This is a genomic window from Streptomyces sp. 142MFCol3.1, assembly GCF_000424945.1.
Taxonomy (GTDB): Bacteria; Actinomycetota; Actinomycetes; order Streptomycetales; family Streptomycetaceae; genus Streptomyces; species Streptomyces siamensis.
This window is the reverse complement of the sequence record NZ_AUKV01000001.1, coordinates 268,454-294,456: the sequence shown is the minus strand read 5'-3', so window position 1 is coordinate 294,456 and position 26,003 is coordinate 268,454. Positions and strand designations below refer to the sequence as shown.

At 71.9% G+C, this 26,003-nt stretch carries 18 protein-coding genes; 14 read left to right on the top strand and 4 right to left on the bottom strand.

Features of this window, described 5'->3' with window-relative positions; translation table 11 throughout:
• The first annotated feature begins 499 nt into the window (after window positions 1–499).
• The gene (locus H305_RS0101265) at window positions 500–1,699 is read left to right on the top strand and encodes a transglycosylase family protein (protein WP_028798807.1); all 1,200 of its coding nucleotides are present in this window, start codon (window positions 500–502) and stop codon (window positions 1,697–1,699) included.
• Here the strand turns inward: H305_RS0101265 and H305_RS0101260 are convergent.
• A complete protein-coding gene (locus H305_RS0101260; RefSeq protein ID WP_028798806.1) occupies window positions 1,689–2,951 on the bottom strand; it encodes a DMT family transporter in 1,263 nt (420 codons plus the stop codon). The genes H305_RS0101265 and H305_RS0101260 overlap by 11 nt on opposite strands.
• A 210-nt stretch (window positions 2,952–3,161) precedes the next feature.
• Between H305_RS0101260 and H305_RS0101255 the strand changes: the two genes are divergently transcribed.
• From H305_RS0101255 to H305_RS0101225, 7 genes are all read left to right on the top strand, one after another.
• Complete coding sequence (locus H305_RS0101255) at window positions 3,162–3,911, top strand: (2Fe-2S)-binding protein (protein ID WP_028798805.1); 750 nt, start codon at window positions 3,162–3,164, stop codon at window positions 3,909–3,911.
• A gap of 98 nt (window positions 3,912–4,009) precedes the next feature.
• Window positions 4,010–5,161: a glycogen synthase gene (gene glgA / locus H305_RS0101250; protein WP_028798804.1), complete on the top strand. Its 1,152-nt coding sequence runs from the start codon at window positions 4,010–4,012 to the stop codon at window positions 5,159–5,161.
• Window positions 5,162–5,240: 79 nt separating this feature from the next.
• Window positions 5,241–6,461: a glucose-1-phosphate adenylyltransferase gene (gene glgC, locus H305_RS0101245; RefSeq protein ID WP_028798803.1), complete on the top strand. Its 1,221-nt coding sequence runs from the start codon at window positions 5,241–5,243 to the stop codon at window positions 6,459–6,461.
• A 257-nt stretch (window positions 6,462–6,718) separates the two neighbouring features.
• Window positions 6,719–9,328: a glycoside hydrolase family 2 gene (locus tag H305_RS0101240; RefSeq protein ID WP_028798802.1), complete on the top strand. Its 2,610-nt coding sequence runs from the start codon at window positions 6,719–6,721 to the stop codon at window positions 9,326–9,328.
• A gap of 260 nt (window positions 9,329–9,588) precedes the next feature.
• On the top strand, window positions 9,589–11,919 hold the full coding sequence (locus tag H305_RS0101235) for a GH92 family glycosyl hydrolase (protein ID WP_028798801.1): 2,331 nt from the start codon (window positions 9,589–9,591) through the stop codon (window positions 11,917–11,919).
• Window positions 11,920–12,142: 223 nt separating this feature from the next.
• Complete coding sequence (locus H305_RS0101230) at window positions 12,143–13,471, top strand: wax ester/triacylglycerol synthase family O-acyltransferase (protein WP_028798800.1); 1,329 nt, start codon at window positions 12,143–12,145, stop codon at window positions 13,469–13,471.
• Window positions 13,472–13,574: 103 nt separating this feature from the next.
• Window positions 13,575–15,089: an SDR family NAD(P)-dependent oxidoreductase gene (locus tag H305_RS0101225; RefSeq protein ID WP_028798799.1), complete on the top strand. Its 1,515-nt coding sequence runs from the start codon at window positions 13,575–13,577 to the stop codon at window positions 15,087–15,089.
• Between the two features lie 267 nt (window positions 15,090–15,356).
• Here the strand turns inward: H305_RS0101225 and H305_RS0101220 are convergent, their stop codons facing one another.
• Entirely contained in the window at window positions 15,357–16,187 is an 831-nt protein-coding gene (locus tag H305_RS0101220) for an SDR family oxidoreductase (protein WP_028798798.1), read from the bottom strand.
• A 25-nt stretch (window positions 16,188–16,212) separates the two neighbouring features.
• Window positions 16,213–16,773: an HD domain-containing protein gene (locus H305_RS0101215; RefSeq protein WP_028798797.1), complete on the bottom strand. Its 561-nt coding sequence runs from the start codon at window positions 16,771–16,773 to the stop codon at window positions 16,213–16,215.
• Window positions 16,774–17,282: 509 nt separating this feature from the next.
• Between H305_RS0101215 and H305_RS53865 the strand changes: the two genes are divergently transcribed.
• A complete protein-coding gene (locus tag H305_RS53865; protein WP_199791313.1) occupies window positions 17,283–17,456 on the top strand; it encodes a hypothetical protein in 174 nt (57 codons plus the stop codon).
• Between the two features lie 58 nt (window positions 17,457–17,514).
• On the top strand, window positions 17,515–17,997 hold the full coding sequence (locus H305_RS0101205; RefSeq protein WP_028798796.1) for a GNAT family N-acetyltransferase: 483 nt from the start codon (window positions 17,515–17,517) through the stop codon (window positions 17,995–17,997).
• A gap of 63 nt (window positions 17,998–18,060) precedes the next feature.
• Here the strand turns inward: H305_RS0101205 and H305_RS0101200 are convergent, their stop codons facing one another.
• Window positions 18,061–19,401, bottom strand: a complete 1,341-nt coding sequence (locus H305_RS0101200; RefSeq protein WP_028798795.1) for an amidase — start codon at window positions 19,399–19,401, stop codon at window positions 18,061–18,063.
• Window positions 19,402–19,755: 354 nt separating this feature from the next.
• On the opposite strand from H305_RS0101200, the gene H305_RS0101195 reads away from it, so the two are divergent.
• The 4 genes from H305_RS0101195 to H305_RS0101180 all read left to right on the top strand — a co-directional run bounded on the left by H305_RS0101195 (window position 19,756) and on the right by H305_RS0101180 (window position 25,978).
• Window positions 19,756–22,131, top strand: coding sequence for an alpha-L-fucosidase (locus H305_RS0101195; RefSeq protein ID WP_028798794.1), 2,376 nt, complete (start codon window positions 19,756–19,758; stop codon window positions 22,129–22,131).
• Between the two features lie 223 nt (window positions 22,132–22,354).
• A complete protein-coding gene (locus H305_RS0101190; protein ID WP_028798793.1) occupies window positions 22,355–23,272 on the top strand; it encodes a cyclase family protein in 918 nt (305 codons plus the stop codon).
• A 123-nt stretch (window positions 23,273–23,395) separates the two neighbouring features.
• Complete coding sequence (locus H305_RS0101185; RefSeq protein WP_028798792.1) at window positions 23,396–24,976, top strand: GMC oxidoreductase; 1,581 nt, start codon at window positions 23,396–23,398, stop codon at window positions 24,974–24,976.
• A 207-nt stretch (window positions 24,977–25,183) separates the two neighbouring features.
• Complete coding sequence (locus H305_RS0101180; protein ID WP_051370331.1) at window positions 25,184–25,978, top strand: SDR family oxidoreductase; 795 nt, start codon at window positions 25,184–25,186, stop codon at window positions 25,976–25,978.
• The last annotated feature ends 25 nt before the right edge of the window (window positions 25,979–26,003 follow it).

Here is a 26,003-nt window from a genome sequence, read left to right as displayed (position 1 = left end):
TGGTGGGTGGGTACGCACGGGAACGCCGGGCCGCGCCGTGCGCCGCCCGCGGAGCGCGCACGGGCCCCTCCACACGGCCGTGGGCCGTGGCCGGGTACGGCGCGGTCCGTCGACGCGCTCCGCACCGCCCGCTGCCTCGGGAATCGGCGGATCGACGGCCGTCGAACGTTTTGCGCCGCGCCGCCGAGCGGACGTCCGTGCCGTCGAACGGGCCCCGCGCCGGCGTTCCGCGCCGGCCGGCCCGCCCACTGCGACGCCCCCGGAGGGTGGCGTGGAACGGGCCGACTCGCCTCTCTACTGCGTCGGGTCGGTGGCCCACTGCACGAAGTACGGCCCAGACGGGCTCCGCCCGCCCCCGCGTCCGCTGCCGGAACGACCCGCCCGCCCCCTGCGCTTCACCGCTCAACCGCCTTTCCGGAGCGACCGGTTGCCGTCTTGTCCTGGCCTGTTCCGCACGCTTACTTTTGCCGCTCCTGACGCATGTCGAGGGGGCTCGCTCATGGCCGAACGCGGTCGGCACCGCCGGTATCAGCCGAACAGGATCAACCGGGCGTCGCTGACCGTCACGGCGGGTGGCGCGGGCCTCGCACTCCCGCTCGTCGGGGCCGGCTCCGCGCATGCGGCCGACGTCGGCACCTGGAACAAGGTCGCCGCGTGCGAGTCCAGCGGCAACTGGAGCATCAACACGGGCAACGGCTTCTACGGTGGTCTGCAGTTCACCCGGTCGACCTGGGCGGAGTACGGCGGCACGGCCTACGCGCACCGTGCCGACCAGGCCACCAAGGACCAGCAGATCGCCGTCGCCGAGAAGGTGCTCAGAGGCCAGGGGCCCGGCGCCTGGCCGGTGTGCTCGGTCCGCACCGGGCTGACCAGGGGCGGCGGCACCCCCGACGTCCACCCCGCCGGCACGGCGCCGCGGACGGCGCAGCGCACCGTGCGGGACGTGAAGCCGCAGACGACGCCGCAGTCGCAGGCCGGCACCGCCGAGATGTACACCGTCGTCCAGGGCGACACACTGTCCGGCATCGCTGACTCACGGCATGTCCGGGGCGGCTGGCAGGGCCTGTACGCCGCGAACCGCGGGACGGTGGGTGCCGACCCCGACCTGATCCTGCCCGGCCAGCGCCTCGACCTGCACGGCACGCACCGCACACCCGTCCGCAAGGAGCGGTCGCCCGCCCCCGCGCACCGGTCCACGGCCGACAGGACCAAGGCACAGAAGACCGAGGAAGAGCGGGCCGCGCAGGAGAGGGCCAAGCAGGAGAAGGCCAAGCAGGAGAAGGCCAGGAAGGCCCCGTCCGTCGTCGCCCCCGTGAACGCGGCGACCGGCACGCCCTATCGCGCCGCCGGGTCGTCGTGGTCGAAGGGCTACCACACGGGAGTGGACTTCCCCGTGCCCACCGGCACGTCCGTGAAGGCGGTCGCGGCGGGCCACGTGGTCAGCTCGGGCTGGGGCGGCTCCTACGGCTACCAGGTGGTGATACGGCACGCCGATGGCCGCTACACGCAGTACGGCCATCTGTCGGCGATCTCCGTGAAGGCGGGGCAGAACGTCGTCGGCGGCCAGCGGATCGGCCGCTCCGGGTCCACGGGCAACAGCACGGGCCCGCATCTGCACTTCGAAGTGCGGACGGGGCCCGGCTTCGGGTCCGACATCGACCCGGTTGCCTACCTGAGGGCGGGCGGGGTCAGGATTTGACCCTCGTGCGGTGGTGGTTCACGAACGGGATCGGCAGGTAGGGCCCGCCGTACATGGCCGTGTAGCGCGGCAGTTCGTCGACCGGGGACTCCTGCGACGCGCCCTGCGCCGCCGCGGTCGCCGGCGTCCGCCGCGGGGCCGGCAGCAGGACGTCCTCGACCACGGACGGCTCCGGAAGCCCCGCCAGGAGCTTCTCGACGTCCGCCTCGCCCGCCGTGAGGGCGGCGAGACCCGAGTCCGCCTCCGCGGCCGCGGCGACCGCCAGGTCGGCGTCCAGCCCTAGAGGCACCTGGTCCGGCAGGGCCAGGTCGGCCGGGAGTACCGCTTCCGCGACGACGGCGACCGCGAGGGGTTCACCGCCGAGACCCCGAGGGGCCGCTTCCCGGGTGAGCTGCGCCGGCACGGGCGCGCTCTTGGGACGGCTGCCGCCGATCCGCTCGGTCGTGAGGAGGATCAGCCCGCCCGCGGCGACGACGCCGCAGCCCAGTGCGAGGGCGGTGCCGGTCGTGCCGTAGCGGAAGGTTTCGCCGAACATCGTGATGCCGACGGCCGCCGCCACCACGGGGTTCACCACCGTCAGGGTCGACAGCGGCGCCGCCAGACCGCCGCCGCGGTAGGACGCCTGCGACAGCAGCATGCCGGCCGTCGCGAAGACGCCGATCACGGCGAGGCTGGACAGGTCGGAGAGCGAGACCTGCTGCGACCAGTCCACGGCGACCGTCTTGGTGAACACCGAGGACATGCTGAACGCGACGCCCGCCGCCACGGCGAGCAGCACACTGCGCACCGCGGGGTGCCGGTGCGCGGCCCGCCCCGCCACCATCAACGCGGCGACCGCGCCTGCGCAGACCAGGGCCAGTGCCACACGCTCGGCACCGCCCAGGGACTGAGCGTCGGAGGAGCCGACGAGGGACAGCAGGCCCGCGAGGCCCACGGTGGCCATGATTGCGCCGCGCCATGCGGTCGCCCCGGCCCTGCGGCCCACGAAGAGGGCCGCCATCGGCAGCGCGAAGACGATGGTCAGCGCGCCCAGCGGCTGTACGAGGCTCAGCGGTCCGTAGGCGAGTGCCGCCACGTGCAGCAGCCCGCCGAGGCCGTTGAGTGCCACCGCGGCCCACCAGCTCGGCCTGCGCAGTGGTGCGTAGGTCTGACCCGGAGAGGTCAGGGCGACCTGCTCCTGCACGATCGCACCGCCTGCGTACGCGACGGCGGAAACGAACGAGAGCAGCACGGACAAAGCGAGGGCGCTCATGGGTCCCTCCTCTGCGTACGGCGTGGGCGCTGGGCCCGGCGCGACGAACGGTCGGCTTGCATGGCAACAACGATGCCTCGTGATTTAGTTCTCGTCGTCGTCCCTGAGCAGTCATTGGGTCCTACTGCCGATGGAGTACGAATCGCCCTCGCTCCTCCCCAAGGTGGGCGACATGAGGCCCGGACCCGCTGGTGGTCACCCCTAGGGGGCTTGGTACTACTGCTCTTCGTGGACCTCGACCCCCGGCTCACGGCGCTCGGCGCGCTCGGCGGCTTCTCCGTACTACGCACCGGCGTACCGCCGCGCGGCCCGCTGCCCACCCTCCGGGAGGCCTACGCGGCGACTCCAGAAGATGCCCGGGAAGATGTTTACGAGGATCCGGTAACTTTCCGCGTCCGCAAGGTCACGCAGAGTCTCCGTGCACCCGAGGTGCGCGTCGCGGTCTCCGTGGCCCAGCAGGCCCTGGCCGCCCGGCTGTGGTCCGTCGCGCTCGGTGCGGCAGCCCTGTACGGACAGGTACCCGACCTCGACCCGGAGCTGCTGCACTGGGACCCGGACGGCAGCGCCCCGGAGGACCTGTGGCTGGCCGAGGTGCGGCCCCTGCCCGACACCGCCGTCGGCCGTCTCGTCCTGGACGCCCACCTCGCCCCGCTGGCAGCCGTCCTGCACTCCCGCTACCGCGTCTCACCAGGACTGTTGTGGGGCAACGCGGGCTCGGCCCTGGCCGGCGCGGCACGCCAGCTCGACCGGTGGGCCCTGGCGCACGGGCGCAGTGACGTCGGGGAGCGGGCCCGGTTCCTCGCCGCCGGGCTCCTCACGGATCCCCGCCTCGCCGCCACCCTCGCCCCGGCAACGCTCCGGCGTCGCAGCTGTTGCCTCTACTACCGGCTGCCCGGCGGCGGGCTGTGCGGCGACTGCTGTTTCGACCGCCCGCCTCGCAAGGAGCCCGCAGGTCCCTGAGCGCGCCCGTCGTTCGCCGCAGCCCCGGCCGGTGGTCTTCCCCAACCGCCCCGACTGGGTGACCATGAGGACACCAGTCGCCAGATGGGGGGTTCTGTGTGCGCGTGGGACTGCTGACCCGGGAGTACCCGCCGGACGTGTACGGCGGCGCGGGCGTCCATGTCGAGTTCCTCGCAAGGGAGTTGCGCAGCCTCACGGAACTCGACGTGCACTGCTGGGGCGAGGGAGGCGCGGGCGGGGTCGTCCGCCACCGGCCCTGGTCCTCGCTCGACGGCGCCAACGACGCCCTGCGCACCTTCTCCGTGGACCTCTCCATCGCCGCCGCGCTCGAAGGCCGCGAAATCGTCCACTCGCACACCTGGTACGCCAATCTCGCGGGCCACCTCGGCAAGCTCCAGCACGGCATCCCGCACGTGGTGACCGCCCACTCGCTGGAACCCCTGCGACCCTGGAAGGCCGAGCAGCTCGGCGGCGGATACGCCCTGTCCAGCTGGGCCGAGCGCACCGCCATCGAGGCCGCGGACGCCGTGATCGCCGTCTCCGGCGCGATGCGCGAGGACATCCTGACCTGCTATCCGGCCCTGGACCCGGCCAGGGTCCGCGTCGTGCACAACGGCATCGACACCGCGCTCTACCGGCCCGACCACGGTACGGACGTGCTGGACCGCGTCGGCGTCGACGCCGGCCGCCCCTACGTCCTGTTCGTCGGCCGCATCACCCGGCAGAAGGGTGTGCCCCAACTGATGCGCGCCGTACGGGACATCGACCCTGCCGCGCAGGTGGTGCTGTGTGCGGGAGCCCCCGACACCCCGGAGATCGACCGCGAGTTCCGCGAACTCTTCCGGGAGCTGAGCGCCGTGCGGGAGGGTGTGCACTGGATCCCGCAGATGCTGCCGCGCCCCGACGTCATCCAACTCCTCACGCACGCGGCCGTGTTCGTCTGCCCGTCGGTCTACGAACCGCTGGGCATCGTCAACCTGGAGGCGATGGCCTGCGGCACCGCGGTGGTCGCCTCACGGGTAGGCGGCATCCCCGAGGTCGTCGACGACGGGTCGACCGGCGTTCTCGTGCCGGACGACGACGAGTTCGAGGCGGGGCTGGCCCGCGCCCTGGACGCGCTGATCGCCGACCCGGGCGCCGCCCGGCGCATGGGCGAGGCCGGACGGGCGCGCGCGGTGCGGGAGTTCGGCTGGGACGCGGTGGCCCGCCGGACCGTCCAGTTGTACGAGGAAGTCCTCAAAGCGGGGTAACCATCGGACAGGCACAGTTCAGCGACAGGGCCGGTCCGGGACCGGGCACGGCCCGACCGGGCGTAGAGGGGCGGCGGTTATGCGGCGCGGTGGGCCTTCGGTGCTGGGAATCGTACTGGCGGGTGGAGAGGGCAAGAGGCTCATGCCCCTCACCGCGGACCGCGCGAAACCCGCGGTCACCTTCGGCGGCACGTACCGCCTCGTCGACTTCGTGCTCTCCAATCTCGTCAACGCCGACATTCTGCGCGTCTGCGTGCTGACGCAGTACAAGTCGCACTCGCTGGACCGGCATGTGACGACGACCTGGCGGATGTCCAGCCTGCTCGGCAACTACGTCACGCCCGTCCCCGCACAGCAACGGCTGGGCCCGCGCTGGTACCTGGGCAGCGCCGACGCGATCCTGCAGTCCCTGAACCTCGTGTACGACGAACAGCCCGACTACATCGCCGTGTTCGGCGCCGACCACGTCTACCGCATGGATCCGCGCCAGATGCTCGCCCAGCACATCGAGGGCGGCGCGGGTGTGACGGTGGCCGGGATACGCGTGCCGCGCGCCGAGTCCTCGTCCTTCGGGGTGATCAGTCCGGGCTCCGACGGGCAGACCGTACAGGGCTTCCTGGAGAAGCCCGCCGACCCGCCAGGACTGCCGGACGACCCGGGGTGCGTGTTCGCCTCCATGGGCAACTACATCTTCACCACCAAGGCCCTCATCGAGGCGCTCCAGCGGGACGCCGAGGACGAGCACTCGGTGCACGACATGGGCGGCTCGATCCTGCCGATGCTCACCGAACGGGGCGAGGCGCAACTGTACGACTTCAGCGACAACCACGTCCCGGGTGAGACCAGCCGGGACCAGGGCTACTGGCGCGACGTCGGCACCCTCGACGCGTACTACGAGGCCCACATGGACCTGATCGCCGAGCGGCCGGCGTTCAACCTGTACAACCGCAGCTGGCCCGTCTACACCCACTCCGGGCAGCTGTCGCCCGCGAGATTCAACGCCGGTGGCATCGCGGGGGAGTCCATCATCAGCGCGGGCTGCCTGATCCGCGGGCAGGTCACCCGGTCCGTGCTCTCGCCCGGCGTCGTCGTGGACCCGGGAGCGGTGGTGCAGGGGTCGGTGCTCCACGACAACGTGCACATCGGCCGGGGCGCCGTGGTGCGCGGCGCGATCCTCGACAAGAACGTCGAGGTGCCGCCGGGGGCGACGATCGGCGTCAACCCGGAGCGGGACGCGGACCTCTACACGGTCTCCAAGGGCGGGGTGATCGCGCTGGGCAAGGGCCAGCGCGTGTCGTAGACCCGCCGGTCCCACGGCCCCCGGTGCGTCTCTCCGGCACCGGGGCCGTCGCCGTGCCCGCGCGCCGCCGCGATCGCGGCGGCGCGCGGGCGTCCGTCTTCTCCGGCCGCCGCCACCGCGCCGTGCGGCGCCGTCCCGCCCTTGTCAGGTCCCTGGACAGGAAGCGGAACCCCGTGCTGTCATTCCAACTGCTCGCGTTTACAACGTTATTCCACACGTGCAAGTGCCCACACACCCGTCCTCGACGAGGAGGATTCGTGCGCACCACCAGACTCGGAAGACTCAGGGGCCGCCTCGCCGCGCTGCTCGCCGTGGCCCTGGGCCTGGGCGGACTGACCGCCGCGCCGGCGGCGGCCGACGCCCCCGTGGAGATCCACGGGCTGAAGGGCGAGTACTACACCCAGTCCGCACCAGGTGCCTTCGACTTCCACGAGCTCAAGGCCACGGGCTTCGACGCCCAGCTCGACTTCGCCGACCTCGAACCCCGGCTGCGCTTCACCACGGGCCAGGACAACGATGTCAGCGTCCGCTGGACCGGCAGGATCGTGCCCGAGAAGACGGGCCCCACCACCTTCTCCGTCATCGGTGACAACGGCTTCCGCCTCTGGATCGACGGCAGGCTCGTCATCGACCACTGGGTGGACGACTGGGACCGCGAACAGATTGCGCAGCCCGTCGATCTGACGGCCGGTCACGCCTACGACATCAAGCTGGAGTACTTCGAGCACTACGGCGGCTCCAACCTCCATCTGCGCTGGACCGAGCCGGGCGGCAGCAAGGTGGCCGTGCCGCAGTCGGCGTTCCGCCTGCCCGACGGCTACGACTACGACGGCGCCCTCGCCGCGACGGTCCTCGCCGACGGGCGCACCCTCGAACTCGACTTCGCACGCCCCCTGGACCGCCTGCCCAGCGGTCTGACCGAGCACGTCAAGGCGGTCATCGGCGGCACCGAATGGCCGCTCGGGAAGGCCCGGCCCGACCCGGCGGACCCCAGGTCCGTGCTCGTCGCGCTCAAGGAACCCGTCGTCGGCAACAAGACCGGCACCGCGCGCGGCACCGCCGACATCCGCTACGACGGCGACGGCGGGCTCGCCGGCGGCGGGAAGGTGATCGGCCCCTTCTGGAGCAGCGGCCCCAACCGCTCCACGTACGAGCTGCGCACCCGGTGGGCCGACGACGTCGGACCGGACAACGCCCTGCCCGAGTATCCGAGGCCCCAACTGACACGCACCGCCTGGAAGAACCTCAACGGGCGCTGGCAGTTCGCCGCGGCCGGGGCCGGTGAACGGCCGCCGGTGGGCAGGACCCTGGGTGAGCACATCCTCGTCCCGTACCCCGTGGAGTCACAGCTCTCCGGCCTCGAACGCCACGAGGACCGCATGTGGTACCGCCGCACGTTCACCGTTCCGGCGGACTGGCGGATCGGCTCCGGCAAGCGGCTGCGGCTCAACTTCGGCGCCGTCGACTGGCAGGCGAAGGTGTATGTCAACGGCGTCGAGGTGGCCGAACACCGGGGCGGCTACGACAAGTTCTCCGCCGACATCACCGACGCGCTCCGGCCGGGCCGCACCCAGGAGCTGATCGTCGGGGTGTACGACCCGACCGACGCGTCCGACGGGGAGAACCCGCCCGTCGGCAAGCAGCGGCTGGACCCGAGCGGCATCTGGTACACCCCGTCGTCCGGGATCTGGCAGACGGTGTGGATGGAACCGGTCGCGGCCGACCACGTCGACTCGCTGAAGCTCACGCCGGACGTGCCGGAGGGCAAGGTCACCGTGGAGCCCGGGGGAGTGCGCGACGGACTGCCGTTCACGGCGACCGCCTACGACGGGAAGCGGAAGGTCGCGACCGCGACCGGGCGCACCGGGCAGCCGCTGGCCCTGGACATCGCGGAGCCTCACCTGTGGTCCCCGGACGACCCGTTCCTGTACGACCTGGTGGTCACCGTGGGAGCGGATCGCGTCGGCAGCTACTTCGGGATGCGGTCGATCGCCGTGCGGAAGGTGGACGGCACCCCGCGCACCGTCCTCAACGGCAAGCCCGTGTTCATGATGGCCACGCTCGACCAGGGCTTCTGGCCCGACGGTCTGCACACCGCGCCGACGGACGAGGCCCTCGCGTACGACCTGCGGATGCACAAGCAGCTCGGCTACAACGCGGTGCGCAAGCACATCAAGGTGGAGCCCGACCGCTGGTTCTACTGGGCTGACCGGCTGGGCCTGCTGGTCTGGCAGGACATGCCCGCGATGACCGCCGGGGTGAACCCGAGCGCCGCGTCGCGCGCCGAGTACGAACGCGAGATGAAACGGATGATCGAGGACCACGTCAGCAGCCCGTCGGTGGTCATGTGGGTGACGTTCAACGAGGGCTGGGGCCAGTACGACGAGGCCCGGATCGCCGACCAGGCCAAGGCCTGGGACCCGACGCGGCTGGTGAACGGCATGTCGGGCCTCAACCTCGGCGCGGACGGCGGCACCGGCGACATCATGGACGAGCACGGCTACCCGAGTCCCGCGCTGCCGCCCTCCCCGGACGGCGAACGCGCCCTCGTCAGCGGCGAGTACGGCGGTCTCGGCCTGGCGGTGCCCGGGCACGCCTGGTCCGTCCAGCAGTCGTACGTGGACGTGGACCCGGCGGCGTACACCGACGGCTATCTGGCCCGCCTCGACGAGGTGCGCGCGCTCGCCTGCCGCGGCGGCAACGGCGCGGTCTACACCCAGATCTCGGACGTGGAGGGCGAGCTCAACGGCCTCATGACCTATGACCGCCGGGTCGTGAAGCCGGACGTGGCCCGGGTGCGGGCCGCGCACGAGGCGCTCATCCGCGACGCGTCCCGGGCCGCGCCCGCGGGCTGCCCCGGAACCTGATCCGGCGCATCCTCCCGGGCGGCCCACGGGCCGCCCGGGACCCGGCCGCACCCCTGTGCCGGACTGTCCGCGCGGCACCCGTTCCCCGGCCGCCGGGCCGGCACCCGGCAAGCCCCGCCGGCACCCGTTCCCGGAGCCGCGGGCCGCCCGCGGGCCCCCGCCCGCGACGCGCCCCGGCACGGCCCAGAGTGCCGCCGGGAAAGGGCCGGCCAACCCCCGACCATCAGGACAACGATGTCGACCCACCGGAGGTCTCCCGCATGAGATGGACCCGGCGCCTGCGCCTGTGCACGGCCGGGCTGGTGGCAGCGTCCGCGCTGTTCGCCCTGCCCACCGCACAGGCCGCCGAACCGAGCGACGGCCGCCTCACCGATCTGGTCAACTCGTTCATCGGCACCGAGAACGAGGGCAACACCTACCCCGGCGCCGCCGTGCCGTTCGGCATGGTGCAGTTCTCGCCGGACACCGGCCACAACACCGGCTACGACTACTCGCAGAACCACATCCGCGGCTTCTCCCTCGTCCATCTCTCCGGTGTCGGATGCGGCCTGGGCGGAGACCTGCCCGTGCTGCCGACCACCGGCGAGGTCACGCGGACGGACTACGCGCAGTACCAGGCGGAGTTCGGCCACGAGAGCGAGAAGGCCGAACCCGGCTACTACCGCGTCGGCCTGAAGACGGGCATCGAAGCCGAGCTGACCGCGACCGCGCGCACCGGCGTGCAGCGCTACACCTTCCCGGCCACGGACAAGGCCAACGTCCTGCTGAACACGGGCCAGTCGCTGCACAGGACGCTCTCCACCGAGGTCGAGATCCTCGACGACCGGACGGTGCGCACGGCGATCACCGGCAGCGGCTTCTGCCAGGACACCCGGCCCTACACCGTGTACACGATCACCCGCTTCGACCGGCCCTTCACGACCTCCGGCACCTGGAACGGCGACACCGTCACCGAGGGCTCCAAGAACACGGAGGGCAGCGGACGCGCCGGGGCCTTCGTCCGCTTCGACACCACGAAGGACCGTACGGTCGAGGCGACCACCGCGCTCTCGTACGTGGACGCGCACGGCGCCGCGGTCAACCTCCGCTCCGAGGGCGGCCGTTCGTTCGACGCCGTCCGCGACGGCGCCCACCGCGCGTGGGAGGACCGGCTCGACGACGTACGGGTCCGGGGCGGCGCCTACTCCCTGCGCCGGACCTTCTACTCGTCGCTCTACCGTTCCTTCCTGGCCCCCAACGTCGGCAGCGACGCCGACGGCCGCTACACCGGCTGGGACCAGAAGGTCCACCGCGCCCAGGGCTTCACCTACTACCAGAACTGGTCGCTCTGGGACACCTACCGCACCCAGTCGCAGCTGCTGTCCCTGCTCGCGCCGCGCGAGGCACGGGACATGGCGATCTCCGTCATCAAGATCGACGAGGAGAGCGGCTGGCTGCCCAAGTGGGGGTACGGCACCGTCGAGACGAACATCATGACCGGCGACCCCGTCACCCCGTTCCTCACCAACGCCTACCAGCAGGGCCTGCTCAAGGGATACGAGGAGCGGGCCTACCGGGCCCTGAAGAAGAACGCCGACGGGGTGCCGCCCGCCGACTCGCCCGCCGTGGGACGCGAGGCGAACAAGGAGTACGTCGCGAACGGCTTCGTGCCCTACGTCAAGGACCGCCCCCACGCGAAGCCCGGCGACTCGGACTACGACCACGGCGCCTCCGCGACGCTCGAATACGCCCTGTCGGACGCGATGCTCGGGGCGATGGCACGCGACCTGGGCCACGAGGCGGACGCCGCCCGCTATGCCGCCCGGGCCCAGAACTACCGCAGGATCCACGACGGTTCGACCGGCTTCTTCCGCGCACGGGACGCCTCGGGCGCCTTCACCGGACCGGCGGACCCCGCCCTGAGCGAGGGCTTCCACGAGGGCACGTCCTGGCAGTACCAGTGGCTCGTGCCGCAGGACCTGCCGGGCGTGGTCGGCCTGATCGGCGGCAAACAGGCGGCGAACGACCGGCTCGACTCGTTCTTCGCGTACGACCAGTTGCTGAAGGACCCGGCGAAGACCGCACGGGAGGTGTGGGTCAACGGCCCGTACGACTACTACAACGCGGACAAGTACAACCCGCAGAACGAGCCCGACCTCATCGCCCCGTACACGTACCTGTCGACCGGGCAGCCCTGGAAGACGACCGACGTGGTGCACGCCGCCCTGACCCTGTTCACGGACGGGCCGACGGGCATGACCGGGAACGACGACCTGGGCACGATGTCCGCCTGGAACGTGCTCTCGTCCATCGGGATCTTCCCGGTCCAGCCGGGCTACGACACCTGGGGTCTGTCGACCCCCGTGTTCGAGCGGGTGGACCTGACCCTCGACCGACGCTACTACCCGCGCGGCGCCCTGACCGTCACGGCGCCGGGCACCTCGGACGGGGACCGCTACATCCGGTCGGCCCAGGTCGACGGGACACCGTACGACCGGACCTACCTGACCACCGGCACCCTGCGGGACACGCGCGCGCTCTCCTTCACGGTGGGGGCCGAGCCGTCCGAGTGGGGGACGTCCGAAGGAGCCGCGCCGCCCGCCCTGAACTGACCGCCGCGGCGTCAAGAGCACCGGTCGCGCACCACGAGCCCCACGCAGATCGGCAGTCGCGCAAGTGTCCCGCCCCTCACTCTTGGGGCGGGACTTGATCTGCGCTCTTGGGGCGGGACTTAATCTGCTGTTAACTGTGCGTAGCTTGATCGTACTTGACCGTAATCGCCTGTCGGGGTTTGACTGCTTGTCTCCACCCCGTCGCCGACGCGAGAGCAAACCTTTGACTTCAGATCCGCTGGCACCACTCGACCTGGCGTTCTGGAACATCGAGTCCGCCGAGCACCCCATGCATCTGGGTGCCTTGGGCGTCTTCACCGCCCACTCGCCCGCCGCGGGCGCGCACGCCGCGGACCTGCTCGCGGCCCGTGCCGCCGCGGTGCCCGGGCTGCGCATGCGCATCCGCGACGTGTGGCAGCCGCTGGCTCCGCTCGCCTTCGGCAGCGCGACCCGCGAAGCCGCCCCCGACTTCGAACCGCTCGACCACGTCCGGCTGCACGCGCCGACGGACGACTTCCAGGCCGCCGCGGGCCGGCTCATGGAGCGTCCGCTGGAGCGCGGCCGGCCACCGTGGGAGGCGCACGTCCTGCCCGGCGCGGACGGCGTCTCCTTCGCCGTCCTCTTCAAGTTCCACCATGCGCTCGCCGACGGCCTCAGGGCGCTGATGCTCGCCGCCGCGATCATGGACCCGATGGACATGCCGGAGCCCCGCCCGCGCCCCGCGCAGGCCCCCCGAGGACTCCTCCCCGACGTCCGCAAGCTGCCCGGCCTGGTCCGCGGCACCCTCACCGACGTGGGCCGTGCCCTCGACATCGGCACCTCGGTCGCCCGCGCCACCCTGGACGTGCGGTCCTCACCCGCGCTCACCTCCGAGCCCACCGGGACCCGCCGCACCGCGGGCGTGGTCCTCGACCTCGACGACGTGCACCGCGTCCGCAAGACCGTCGGCGGCACCGTCAACGACGTCCTGATCGCCGTCGTCGCCGGTGCCCTGCGCTGCTGGCTGGACGAGCGCGGCGACGGCAGCGAGGGGGTCGCCCCGCGCGCGCTGATCCCCGTCTCCCGGCGCCGACCGCGCACCGCGCACCCACAGGGCAACCGGCTCTCCGGTTACTTGATACGGCTTCCCGTCGACGACCCCGACCCCCTCGGACGGCTGCGCGCGGTGCGCACGGCCATGGACCGCAACAAGGACGCGGGGCCCAACCGGGGAGCGGGCGCGGTCGCGCTGCTGGCCGACCACGTGCCGCCGCTCGGGCACCGGCTCGGCGGGCCCGTCGTCGGACAGGCGGCCCGGCTGCTCTTCGACATCCTCGTCACGAGCGTGCCGCTGCCCAGCCTCGGTCTGAGGCTCGGCGGGTGCCCCCTCGCCGAGGTCTACCCCTTCGCCCCGCTCGCCCGCGGGCAGGCGCTGGCGGTGGCCGTCTCGACCTACCGTGGCCGAGTTCACTACGGACTCGTCGCCGACGCGAAAGCCGTGCCCGACCTGGGGCTGCTGGCGCGTGCGCTGTCCGAGGAGGTGGAGACCCTGATCACCGCCTGCCGTTCCTGATCACCACGGGTTTGGTGCCGCGTACGATTGCTCCGTAAAATTCCGCCTTCGACAGCGAGCGCGGTTCGAACGCGGCGCACGGACCCGAGGAACGGCCAAGGCGATGACGGTGACAGAGGACGGCCAGGCGACCCCCGCCGTGGACACGGCAGAGGCGGCGGGGTTCTCGTACGGCCCCGGTATCGACCCGGAGCGGCTGGCCGTCTGCCTCAGCGTGCTCGACGAACTCGACAAGCTGGAGGTCGACCACCCCGACGCCATCGCCGTGCGCCGGGCCACCGCCGGCATCTACCGCACGGTGAAGCAGCGCCGCCGCCAGGAGCGCCGGGCCGCCAAGACCGCCCACGACAAGGCGGTCACCGAGGCCACCGCGACCGGCTCCGCCCAGCGCATCGACGACGAGACCGAGGGCATCCTGCCGTCGTCGGTCACCGAGGCGGGCCGGGTCGCCGGGATACTCCAGCGCCCCCGGTCCTGCTACACCTGCAAGGCCCGCTACGTCGAGGTCGACTACTTCTACCACCAGCTCTGTCCCGACTGCGCCCGGACGAACCGGGCCAAGCGCGACGCCCGCGCCGACCTCACGGGCAAGCGCGCCCTGCTGACCGGCGGCCGCGCCAAGATCGGGATGTACATCGCGCTGCGGCTGCTGCGCGACGGAGCCCACACCACGATCACCACCCGCTTCCCCAAGGACGCCATCCGCCGCTTCAAGGCCATGGACGACTCGGCGGACTGGATCCACCGGCTGGAGGTCGTCGGCATAGACCTGCGGGACCCGGCACAGGCCGTCGCTCTCGCCGAGCAGGTCACCGAGGCGGGTCCGCTCGACATCCTGATCAACAACGCGACGCAGACCGTGCGCCGCCTGCCCTCCGCGTACGCGGCCCTGGTCGACGGCGAGAGCGCCCCGCTGCCCGCCGGGGAGCTCCCCGCCCACCACGTCATCGGCGCCTTCGGGTCCGGTGCCGTCGACGGCATCGCCGCACTGCCCCTCGGCAGCGGCGGACTGGACGCGCAGAAGGTCGCCGACCTCGCGCTCGTCGCGGGCAACGCCAGCGTCGCCCGGCACCTCGACGGCACCGCCATCGACGCCGGCGGCCTCGTCCCCGACGTCGTCGACACCAACACCTGGGTGCAGACCATCGACCAGATCTCGCCGGTCGAGCTCCTTGAGACCCAGCTGTGCAACTACACGTCGCCGTTCATCCTGATCAGCGCCCTGCGCCCGGCGATGGCGGACGCCGCGAAGAAGGCCGCCAGCGGCCGTTCCTACGTCGTCAACGTCTCGGCGATGGAAGGCGTCTTCGGCCGCGGCTACAAGGGTGCCGGGCACCCCAACACCAACGCCGCGAAGGCGGCCATGAACATGGTCACGCGGACCAGCGCACAGGAGATGTTCCAGACCGACGGCATCCTCATGACCTCCGTCGACACCGGCTGGATCACCGACGAGCGTCCGCACTACGACAAGCTGCGCCTTGCCGAGGCCGGTTTCCACGCCCCGCTCGACCTCGTCGACGGCGCGGCCCGTGTCTACGACCCCATCGTCCGCGGCGAGCAGGGCGAGGACCTCTTCGGCGTCTTCATGAAGGACTACGAGCCGGGCAAGTGGTGAACACGGGCAGGGAGCGCCGGCGGGCCGCCGCCTTCCGGGCTTCCGCCGTGTGACACGCCGTACGTCCCGGGAGCCGGGCGAGTACGCCCTCGGGTTCGCGGGCCCGGGCCCGCAGCGCCCGGCGCACGACGACGTGCGCCACGAGTCCCGTCACCGTGAACAGGGCGCCGGCCACGTGCCGAGGCGGCGATGACGCGTCGGGGTCCGGACAGCGGTGAGGGCATGGCGCTCCGCGACCTGTTCGGGCGGTAAAGGCTGCGGTCCCGGCTAGTCCGCGCAGGGCCCGGAGTCGGGGGTGCGCATCCGCAGACGGTCCTGGACGGCCCGGCCCGCCCCGCCCGGCGCGTACGCGGCCCGGACGCGGGTTCCGCCGTCGACCACCAGGTCCGCGCCGGTGATCCACTCGGCCGCGTCCGAGGCCAGCCAGAGCACCGCGCGGGCGATGTCCTCGGGCAGTCCCAGCCGGCCGAGCGGAAGCCCGGCCCCCAGTTCCTCCTCGCAGCCCTCCCACACGAAGCGGGCCATCTCGGTGCGGACGAGTCCGGGGGAGACGGAGTTGACCCGGACCTTCGGCGCCAGCTCGCCCGCGAGCTGGCGGGTCAGGTGCAGCAGGGCTGCCTTGCTGGTGCCGTACGCGCCCACCCGGGGGCCGACATGGCCGGCGCCCTCCGTGCAGACGTTGACGACCGCGCCGCCGTGCTCGCCCATCCACGCCCGCCAGGCGTGCTGCACCAGGCGCAGCGGCGCCTCCACATTGACGGTGAACGCCGCGCGCCAGCGGTCCGGGTCGGCGTCCATCAGGGGGCCGTAGGGCCGATTGGTCGCCGCGTTGTTCACCACGACGTCGATGCGCCCGAACTCCGCGAGCGCGCGCTCCGTCAGCTCCCGCAGGTGCCCGGGATCGGCCACCGAGCCCGGCAGCCCGATGCCGCCCACCCGCTTCGCGGCCCGGTGCACCGCGTCCGCGTCCCGCGCGGTGACGCACACCCGGGCTCCCGCCCCGGCGAACGCCTCGGCGACGGCGAGACCGATTCCGCGCGAGGCGCCCGTGACGATGGCGACCCGGCCTTCGAACCCGTACGGAGACGTCGGAGTCATCTGCGTACGTTCTCATGACGGACCGTCAGTCGACAGTCCTGAGCCGCGCACGCTGTGCGGCGACCAGCTCCAGCACCGTGCGCCAGTCCTCCATGACCCCGGCGTCCAGACCGGCCACCTTGCCCGCGTCGTCGGCCTGCCGCAGCGTCACCGCGTCCTCGGCCAGCGGATCGTGTGCGAACGCGGCCGCCTCCCGCGGCGTCATCGGTCCGCCCTGGGGGGTCGGCGTCAGCACGCTCTGCGTGGACAGTGCCGGGCCCGGTGACGTGGCGGCGAGGTAACGCTCGGCCGTCATGTGCAGGCGGACCAGGCGGGAGACCCGCTCGCCTAGCAGGGGGCGGACCGCGTCGGCGGCGTGGCCGGCGTGCCCTGCGTCGTCGCCGGGCCTGAGCAGGTGTCCGATGTCGTGCACCAGCCCGGCCACCTGGAGCTCCTTGTCACTGGGACGGCCGCGCCGCAGCAGCGCGGCGGTCTGAAGTGCGTGATCATGCAGATCGACGGGGTCGCCGCTGCGGTCCGGGCTGTCCCAGACACCCCGGCAGGCGTGCAGCAGATCCATCAGCTCCTCGACGCTGCGCAGTTCCATGCCTCGGTCCTCCCGCGAGAAAAGCCGTTGCCGTGCGTCAGCAGATCATGGCCGCCTTGCGTTTCGGCCAACGGGACCTGAACTGCGCGCCCGTCCTCGGAAGCGGCCCCGGTGCCGGTCCCGTCGGCCGTCGGTTCCCGAGTCGCCCATCGATGGTCGGAATTGAGCCAAATGGGTGGTGGCGAAGAGGGCATCATGCTTCAAATCGCCGCAGATCTGGGCCTGATGGGCGTCTCGCGACTTGTGACAGTGACGTTTTGTTTTCGGCCCCATCGAGCGGCCACCCGCTCATTTGGTTAGTCTGTATCGGACGGACAGCCCTTCTGGTGTTCCACCCACACCCACGGTCCGTCCCGGGACAAGCCGGTCACCACGGCCTGCTCTCACACGAGTTACCGGCGCCACCGCGTCCTCTCACTGCCTTCGACTCAGACCCGAGCGGGCGTCAGACGACCGGAGCACCGGTGGTGTGACGTCCCGAGGGTGACCCGACACATAAGGAGTGCGCGGTGACACCGGAGAAGAATCGCGATCAGCGCCCCAAGGAACAGACGGAGCGCGCGGGCCGTGGGACCGAGAAGAAGCTCGGCAGCCTGGACGTGTGGGCCAGGTCCGCCCCGATCCGCCTCGCGGGGTACGAGGACGACCTCGCCGAGCCGCACATCCTGCCCAGCGTCGACTGACGCTCCGCGGGAGGCACGTCGCGATCACCGTCGGCATGGGCGTGCCAGACTCACGCCCATGCTGATCAGAGAAGCCGGGGCCGAGGACTGGGCGAGCATCTGGCCTTTCTGGCACCGTATCGTCGCCGCCCGCGAGACCTACGCCTGGGACCCGGACACCTCCGAGGAGGCGGCCCGCGTCCTGTGGGCGGGGCCGGGCAAGCACGTGTTCGTCGCCGAGGACGACTCCGGGACCGTGGTCGGATCGGCCTACGTCGCCCCCAATTACGGCGGCCCCGCCGCCCGGATCGCGAACGCCGGTTTCATGGTCGACCCGGACCACTCGGGACGCGGCATCGGCCGCGCGCTCGCCGAACACATCCTGGCCGAGGCCAGGGCCGACGGCTACCGGGGCATGGTCTTCAACGCCGTCGTGGAGACCAACCCCGCCGTCGGACTGTGGACTTCGCTCGGTTTCCGGATCCTCGGCACGGTGCCGGACGCGTACGAGCACGCCCGGTACGGACTGGTGGGGCTGCACATCATGTACCGGGACCTCTAGGGCCTGTCCGGCCGGACAGGCCCCGGGGTCGTCCGCGGGGCGGGAAGCGCCCGCGTCCGCGCGTCACTCCACGGGGGCGGTCCGCCGCCACGGGCGCGCCTGTTCCAGCCGGCCCGCCAGGTCGAGGAGCAGGGACTCGGAGCCGGGGCGGCCCACGAGCTGCACCGCGCACGGAGCGCCGCCCGGCAGCGTGCCGAAGGGCACCGACATCGCCGGCCAGCCGGTCAGGTTCCACGGCGGAGTCATCGGCGAACAGGCGCTGTTGGCCAGCAGATTGCGCAGCCAGCCCCGCTCGTGCCAGGCCGCGGCGGCCGGACCGCGCCGGGCGAGCGCCGGTGTGAGCAGCACGTCGTGCTCCGCGAAGAACGGCTCCAGGCGCCGGCGCAGTTCCTCGCGGCGCCCGCTGGTGCGCACCCCGGCCACGAAGCGGCGTCCCACGGCGGCGTGCACACGGGTGCGCCGGGTGAGCCGGCGCGGGTCGAGGTCCTCTGCGTCCACGGCGGTGCCCGCCGTCCAGTGCGCGAGCGAGGTCGTGCCCAGCCACAGGGGGTACGGCGGCTCGGCGGGCCGCACCTGGTGGCCCGCACCGGCCAGCGCCTCCGCGGCCTGCCGGGCCGCGGTCGTATACGGCCGGGTGACGCGCATTCCGGCCAGGGGACTGCGCACGGAGAGGGCGACCTTCCGGCCGGTGGTCTCGCCGGGGCCGGCCGCCCCGCCGTCGGCGAGGACCGAGAACATCAGCCGTGCGTCCTGCACCGTCGTCGCCAGCGGGCCGTTCTCCGACATGCCGAACCAGTCGCCGTGACCGATGTCCGCCGGGATCACCCCGTGGCCCGGCTTCAGGCCGATGAGACCGCAGTGGGCGGCCGGGATGCGCAGCGAGCCCATGCCGTCGTTGCCGAGGGCGATCGGCACCATCCCGGCGGCGACCGCGGCGGCGCTGCCGCCCGACGAGCCGCCCGCCGTGCGCGCGGTGTCCCACGGGTTGCGGGCGGTGCCGTGCACGCCGTCCGTGGTGCCGAAGACGCAGAGTTCGGGCACGTTGGTCAGGCCCACGACCACGGCGCCCGCCGCGCGCAGCCGGGCCACCGTCACATGGTCGTGGGCCGCGGGCGTGTCCGAGGTCGCGGCGGAGCCGTTGCGGTTCGACTCACCCCGCACCGCGAGGTTGTCCTTGACCGCCACCGGCACGCCCGCGAGGGGGAGTCCGTCGAGGTCCCGCGCCGCCAGCGCCTCGGCCTCCGCGAGGGCGGACCCGGCCCGGACGGTGCGGAACGCGCCGATCCCGCCGTCGAGGCGTTCGATCCGCGCGAGATGCTCGGCCACCACCTCGCGGGGCGTGACCCGCTTCTCGCGTACGGCTGCGGCGATCTCGGCGGCGGTCCGGCCGACCCAGGTGGTCACGGGCGCTCCCAGGGCTCGTACGTGTGCGTGTCGTGGTGTGCGTGCGCGCTTCCCGGTGCTCGTGCGCGAACGTGTACCCGGACTCGCGCGCACACGGGGCGTTCCGCGCACGTCGACGAGTCCGTACTCGTGAGTAGTGCGAGGAGCACTCTGCCCGGCCCGGGGCGCCGCGTCGAGGGGTACCGCCTCCCCGACCTGCGCCGCGTGCCTCGTGAACACCCGTGGCGCAGCCCCCGCATGTGTCCGACGGACGGCAGGTCATCCGATCACTGCTCCAACTTCCGGTCCTGCACGCCCCATTGACAGCTTTTTGCGGTGCATCAATCATCAGACATCCGATGAATGGAGCCGCTCATGAGCATGCATCCAAGACGTCAGGTACTGGGAGCCGCGGCGGGAGCCGCCGCCGCGGCCGCCCTTCCCCTCGCCGGCCCGGCACACGCGCGCACCGCGGAACAGGAACACCCCGGGCCGGTCAGGGACACCGGCGAGGCAGCCGCGGACCAGTGGGTCACGGTCCCCGATCCGGTCCCCGTCCCGCTCGACGCGCACTTCGACAACGACGGTCTCGACACCGCCGCGGCACGCGGCGGGAACTTCGACGGCTCGGGCTACACCTTCCCGGGTGAGGAGCTCCCGGCCGGACCCGTCGAAGTGAACGGCATCGCTTTTCAGTTCCCCTCCTCAGGTGCGGGCGCCCTGAACAACGTGGTCGCCCTCGGCCAGCGCATCGACCTGCCCAAGGGACGCTACCTGTCCGCCCTGTTCCTGACCGCGGGCAGCTACGGCGACGCCTCGGGCCAGGCCACCGTGCACTACGCCGACGGCTCCACGACGACCGCCGGACTCGGCGGCTCGGACTGGTACGCGGGAGGCGGTTCGCTGTCGGCGCCGTACCGCTACAAGCCGGACGGCACCAAGGACGCGCACCCCGTCGGGATCGGCACGGCGGAGGTCTGGACGGACCCGCAGCGCGAGGCCGTCGCGCTGACCCTGCCCACCACCAACCCCGCCGAGGCGAACAAGACCTCCCTGCACGTCTTCGCCCTGTCCCTGCAACCCGCCGCCCAGGGGCGGGCCCTGGCCCTGCGGGACGCGCACTCCACCTTCTCGCTCCTGGAGTCGAGCGGCGCCCAGAGCGTCGAGGCCACCGTCGTCAACGCGGGCTCCGTCACCCTCCTCGCCACGGACCGGGTGACCGTCGGTGTCGACGTACCCGGCGCCCGCACCGTCGAGCCCGCGCACGTGACCCGCCTCGACCCCGGCGAGCAGGCACGGGTCAGGGTCGGCATCCGCAACCGCGCGGGCACGACACCGGGAACCGTCCGGCGGGGCACGGTCTCCGTCGGCGGACGCGGCGGCCGGGCCGCCTCCTCCGCCGCCGACCTCACGCTCGGGACTCCGGACTACCGGCCCACCGAGGAGTCGCTCTCCGGCCACCAGGCCCCCTACTGGTTCCACCGCGCCAAGTTCGGCATCTTCATCCACTGGGGCGTCTACTCCGTGCCCGCCTGGTCGCCCGTCGGCAAGCAGTACGCAGAGTGGTACTGGAACCACATGCAGAGCCCGGACAACGCCGTCCACGCGTACCACCGGGACACGTACGGAGAGGACTTCGCCTACGACGACTTCATCCCGATGTTCACGGCCGAGCGGTTCGACCCCCGGGCCTGGGTGGAGCTGTTCCGCGACGCGGGAGCCCAGTACCACGTCCTGACCTCGAAGCACCACGAGGGATTCGCCCTGTGGGACACCGAGGTCGCCGACCGCAACGCCGTGCGGATGGGCCCGAAGCGCGATCTGATCCGCGAACTCTTCGACGCCTCCGAGCGGTTCACGCCGGAACTGCACCGGGGCCTGTACTTCTCCATGCCGGAGTGGTTCAACCCCGACAACCCCTGGATGGGCCACGCCCCGCGCAATCCGTACACCCAGGAGCCCGTCCCGTACACCGGATACACCGCGGGCAAGGACTATGTGAAGGACTATCAGGCCCGGCAGATGCTGGAGCTGATCCACGGCTACGACCCGTCCGTGCTGTGGTGCGACATCGGCGGCTCCAACGACAGCCTGAACGTGCTCGCGGAGTACTTCAACCACGGCAAGAACCGCCCGCAGCCGTACGAGGTGGCCGTCAACGACCGTGCGGGCATCGGCTTCCACGACTTCACGACACCCGAGTACACGACGTACGAGAACACCGTCGTCGCCAAGTGGGAGTCCAGCAGGGGACTCGACCCGTTCAGCTACGGCTACAACCGGGCCACGCCGGACGCCGAGTACATGACCGCGGAGGAGGTCGTCCGCAGCCTCGTCGACATCGTCTCGAAGAACGGCAACTTCCTGCTCGACATCGGCCCGCGCGCCGACGGCACCATTCCGGAGATCATGCAGACCCGGCTGCGCGAGACCGGACGCTGGCTGCGGACCAACGGCGAGGCGATCTACGACACCACGTACTGGTCGCGGATGGCCCAGCTCGGAGAGGACCTGCGGTTCACGGTGCGGCAGAACGAGGCCTTCTACATCCACTCGCTGGCCGCACCCGGAGCCCGGCTGACCGTCGAGGCGCCGGTGCCGGTCCGCTCCGGTGACAGGGTGACCATGCTGGGCCACGACCGGCCGCTGAACTGGACCGTGCGCAACGGCGCGCTGGTGATCGACGTGCCGGAGGCCGCCCGCAGGGCGGGACGGTACGTGTGGGTGTTCAAGGTGGACTGGCAGGTGTGACGGGAGGGGGAGCGGGGCCCGGGATGCGCCGGGCCCCGCGGAGGCAGACATTGGAAGCACAGCCCGCGCTCACGAGGAGGACCTCACGTGACGCACCGTCCGTACGGAACCGTGCCCACGCCCCGGCACCGGTCCCGGTGAGCCCCGGCACCCGCCCGCCGTCGTCGTCATGAGCCCGGACCGGCACCACCCGGCGCCGTCGCACGCGACGGCGCCGCCGTCCATGTCCGAGGCGGCATTCCGGTCCCTGTACGACCGGCTGCGCGCACAGGCCCTCGGCGGCGGCACCGACCGGCGGCGCGGAACGCTGAGCCGCATCACGCCCGAACGCGTGGTGGCCGCTGCGGCCGGGGTCCGGTCCGGACGCACCGTGTCGCTCGCCGCTCCCGTCGAGACCAGCCCGGGCCCGGACGACCCGCACCCGGCGTCCCACTCGATGATCGCCCCGGCGGACGGGGAAGCCGACGGGCACGGACTCCGGTTCGCCCTCGACAGATTTGCCATGAACGTGCACGGCGACGCCGACAGTCACCTGGACGCGCTCTGTCATGTGATCTTCGACGGTGAGCTCTACGGCGGTGTCCCGGCGAGCACCGTGACACCCGACGGTGCGGGCGCGCTGACGGTGGACCTCGTGCGGGACGGCATCGTCGGCCGCGGGGTTCTCCTGGACATCCCGCGTCTGCGGGGCGTGCCGTGGCTCGAGCCCGGCGACGCGGTGACCGCCGACGAACTGGCGGCCGCCGAGGTCGCCCAGGACGTCACGGTCGGCCCGGGCGACCTGCTGTTCGTGCGCGTGGGGCACCGCCTGCGGCGTCGCAGCCTCGGCCGCTGGGACACGGCACGGGCGCGTGCGGGCCTGCATCCGAACGCGATGGACTTCCTGGCCGAGCGGGGCGTCGCCGCCCTCGGATCGGACGGCAACAACGACACGGCCCCGGGCGTCGTGGCCGACGTCGCGTTCCCCGTCCACGTACTGGCCGTACAGGCCATGGGAATGCACCTCATGGACTACCTGGACTTCGAGGAACTCGTACCGGCGTGCGAACAGTCGGGCCTCCGGCACTTCCTGTGCGTGGTCGCGCCCCTGCGGCTGCCGTCGGCCACGGGCTCACCGGTGAACCCCATCGCCGTCCTGTGACGGACCGGGCCCGACGGCGCTCCGGGTGCCGCGGCGCCGCAGGCCGTATATGTTCGAAGAGGGGAGGGCCGAGGCAGATCCCGGCACCGCTCCGAGACCGCACGAGCGAGGACGGTGGTCGCCATGGGCGGCTTCCCCCACTACGACGTCATCATCATCGGCAGCGGCGCCGGCGGAGGCACACTCGCCCACCGGCTCGCCCCCTCCGGCAAGCGCGTCCTCATCCTCGAACGCGGCGACTACCTGCCGCGCGAACGGGACAACTGGGACTCGACGGCCGTGTTCGTCAAGGGCAAGTACCGGGCGCCGGAGTTCTGGCTCGACCGACACGGCAACGAATTCCCGCCCGAGGTCAATTACTACGTCGGCGGCAACACCAAGTTCTACGGCGCCGCGCTGTTCCGGCTGCGTCCGGAGGACTTCGGGGAACTGCGCCACCACGACGGCGTCTCTCCCGCCTGGCCGATCGGCTACGAGGACCTGGAGCCGTACTACACCGAGGCCGAGCACCTCTACCTGGTGCACGGCCGGCACGGTGAGGACCCGTGGGAAGGCCCGTACAGCGGTCAGTACGCCTACCCGCCGGTCGAACACGAGCCGCGGATACAGCAGTTGAGCGACGACCTGGAGAAGCAGGGACTGCACCCCTTCCACCTGCCGATCGGCGTCGACCTCACCCAGGACGCGAACGGCCGTGCCACCCACTCCAGTGTCTGCATCCGCTGCGACCGGGTCGACGGCTTCCCGTGCCTGGTCCGCGGTAAGTCCGACGCCCAGGTGATCTGCGTGGAACCGGCCCTGCGGCACCCGAACGTCGAGCTCGTCACCAACGCCCGTGTGACGCGGCTGGAGACCGACCCGACGGGCCGCAGTGTCACCGCGGTCGTCGCCCAGCTCCCCGGGGCGGAACAGGCCCGTTTCTCGGGTGACGTCGTGGTCGTGGCCTGCGGGGCGGTCAACTCCGCGGTCCTGCTGCTCGTCTCGGCCAACGACCGGCACCCGGGCGGACTGGCGAACAGCTCGGACGTGGTCGGCCGGCACTACATGCGCCACAACAACCTGGCCCTGATGGCGATTTCGAAGGAACCCAACGACACCCGGTTCCAGAAGACCCTGGCCCTGCACGACTGGTATCTGGGCGCGGACGACTGGGACTACCCCCTCGGGGGGATCCAGATGCTCGGCAAGTCGGACGCCGAGCAGATCCACGGCGAGGCCCCACGGTGGGCCGGGGCGGTCGCACCGGACATGCCGTTCGAAGTCCTCGCCCATCACGCCGTCGACTTCTGGCTGTGCGGAGAGGACCTGCCGCAGCCCGGCAACAGGGTCTCCCTGGACGCCGACGGCCGCATCCGTCTGACACTCGACGAGAACAACAACATCGCCGGTCTCGACCGCCTGCGGCACAAGCTCCAGCACATGCTGAGCCACTTGGGCATGCGCGAGCACCGTCTGCTGTCCCACAGCCTCTACCTGCACAAGGGCATGCCCATCGGTGCCACCGCCCACCAGGCGGGCACCGTGCGGTTCGGCGACGACCCGGCGTCCTCCGCCCTGGACGTCAACTGCAAGGCCCACGACCTCGACAACCTCTACGTCGCGGACACGAGTTTCTTCCCGAGCATCGGCGCGGTCAACCCGTCCCTGACGGCCATCGCCAACGCCCTCCGGGTCGGCGACCACATCGCCGAGCGGCTGTCCTGAACCACGGCCTTCGCCCGGCCTCCGACCGGGCGAAGTTCCTCAGCCGCCCAGCGCAACACAGCGGCTCCCGACATGCGCACACGCGTTCACGGTGATCGTGTGACGCCCGAAACCTCCGGGCCGCGGCCCGGCCGACCGGGTCCCGTGATCGAGGAGAGAGTCATCGTGAGTTCCGAGGGCGCACCTCAGGGCGTGGTCCCCGCCCACCTGCTCAAGGGCCAGAAGGCGCTGGTGACGGGAGCCAATTCCGGGATCGGCCGGGCCACGGCGATCGCCCTGGGCCGCGCGGGAGCGGACGTGGTCGTGAACTACGTGGCCGGTGGCGAGGAAGCCGAGAAGGTGGTCGAGGAGATCACCGCCTTCGGGGTGCGGGCTGCGGCCTATGAGGCGGACGTGTCCGACGAGGGCCAGGTCGTCGCCATGACGGACCGGATGGTCGAGGAGTTCGGCACCATCGACATCCTGGTCGCCAACGCCGGGCTGCAGCGTGACTCCGCCTTCACCGAGATGACCGTCGCCCAGTGGCAGAAGGTGCTGGACGTCAACCTCACCGGGCAGTTCCTCTGTGCCCGGGAGGCGACCAAGGAGTTCCTGCGGCGCGGCGTCGTCCCCGAGGTGTCACGCGCCGCAGGGAAGATCATCTGCATGAGCTCGGTGCACCAGATCATCCCGTGGGCCGGGCACGTCAACTACGCCTCCTCCAAGGGCGGCGTACAGATGATGATGCAGACCCTGGCCCAGGAACTCGCCCCGAACAAGATCCGGGTGAACGCGGTCGCCCCCGGCGCCATCAAGACCCCCATCAACCGCAGCGCCTGGGAGACACCTCAGGCCCGTGAGGACCTCCTGCGGCTGATCCCGTACGACCGCATCGGCGACCCCGAGGACATCGCCTACGCGGTCGTCGCCCTCGCCTCGGACCTCATGGACTACGTCGTGGGCACCACCCTCTACGTGGACGGCGGGATGACCCTCTTCCCCGGCTTCGCCACCGGCGGCTGACACCCCTCGTCGCGTCGGCCCTGGA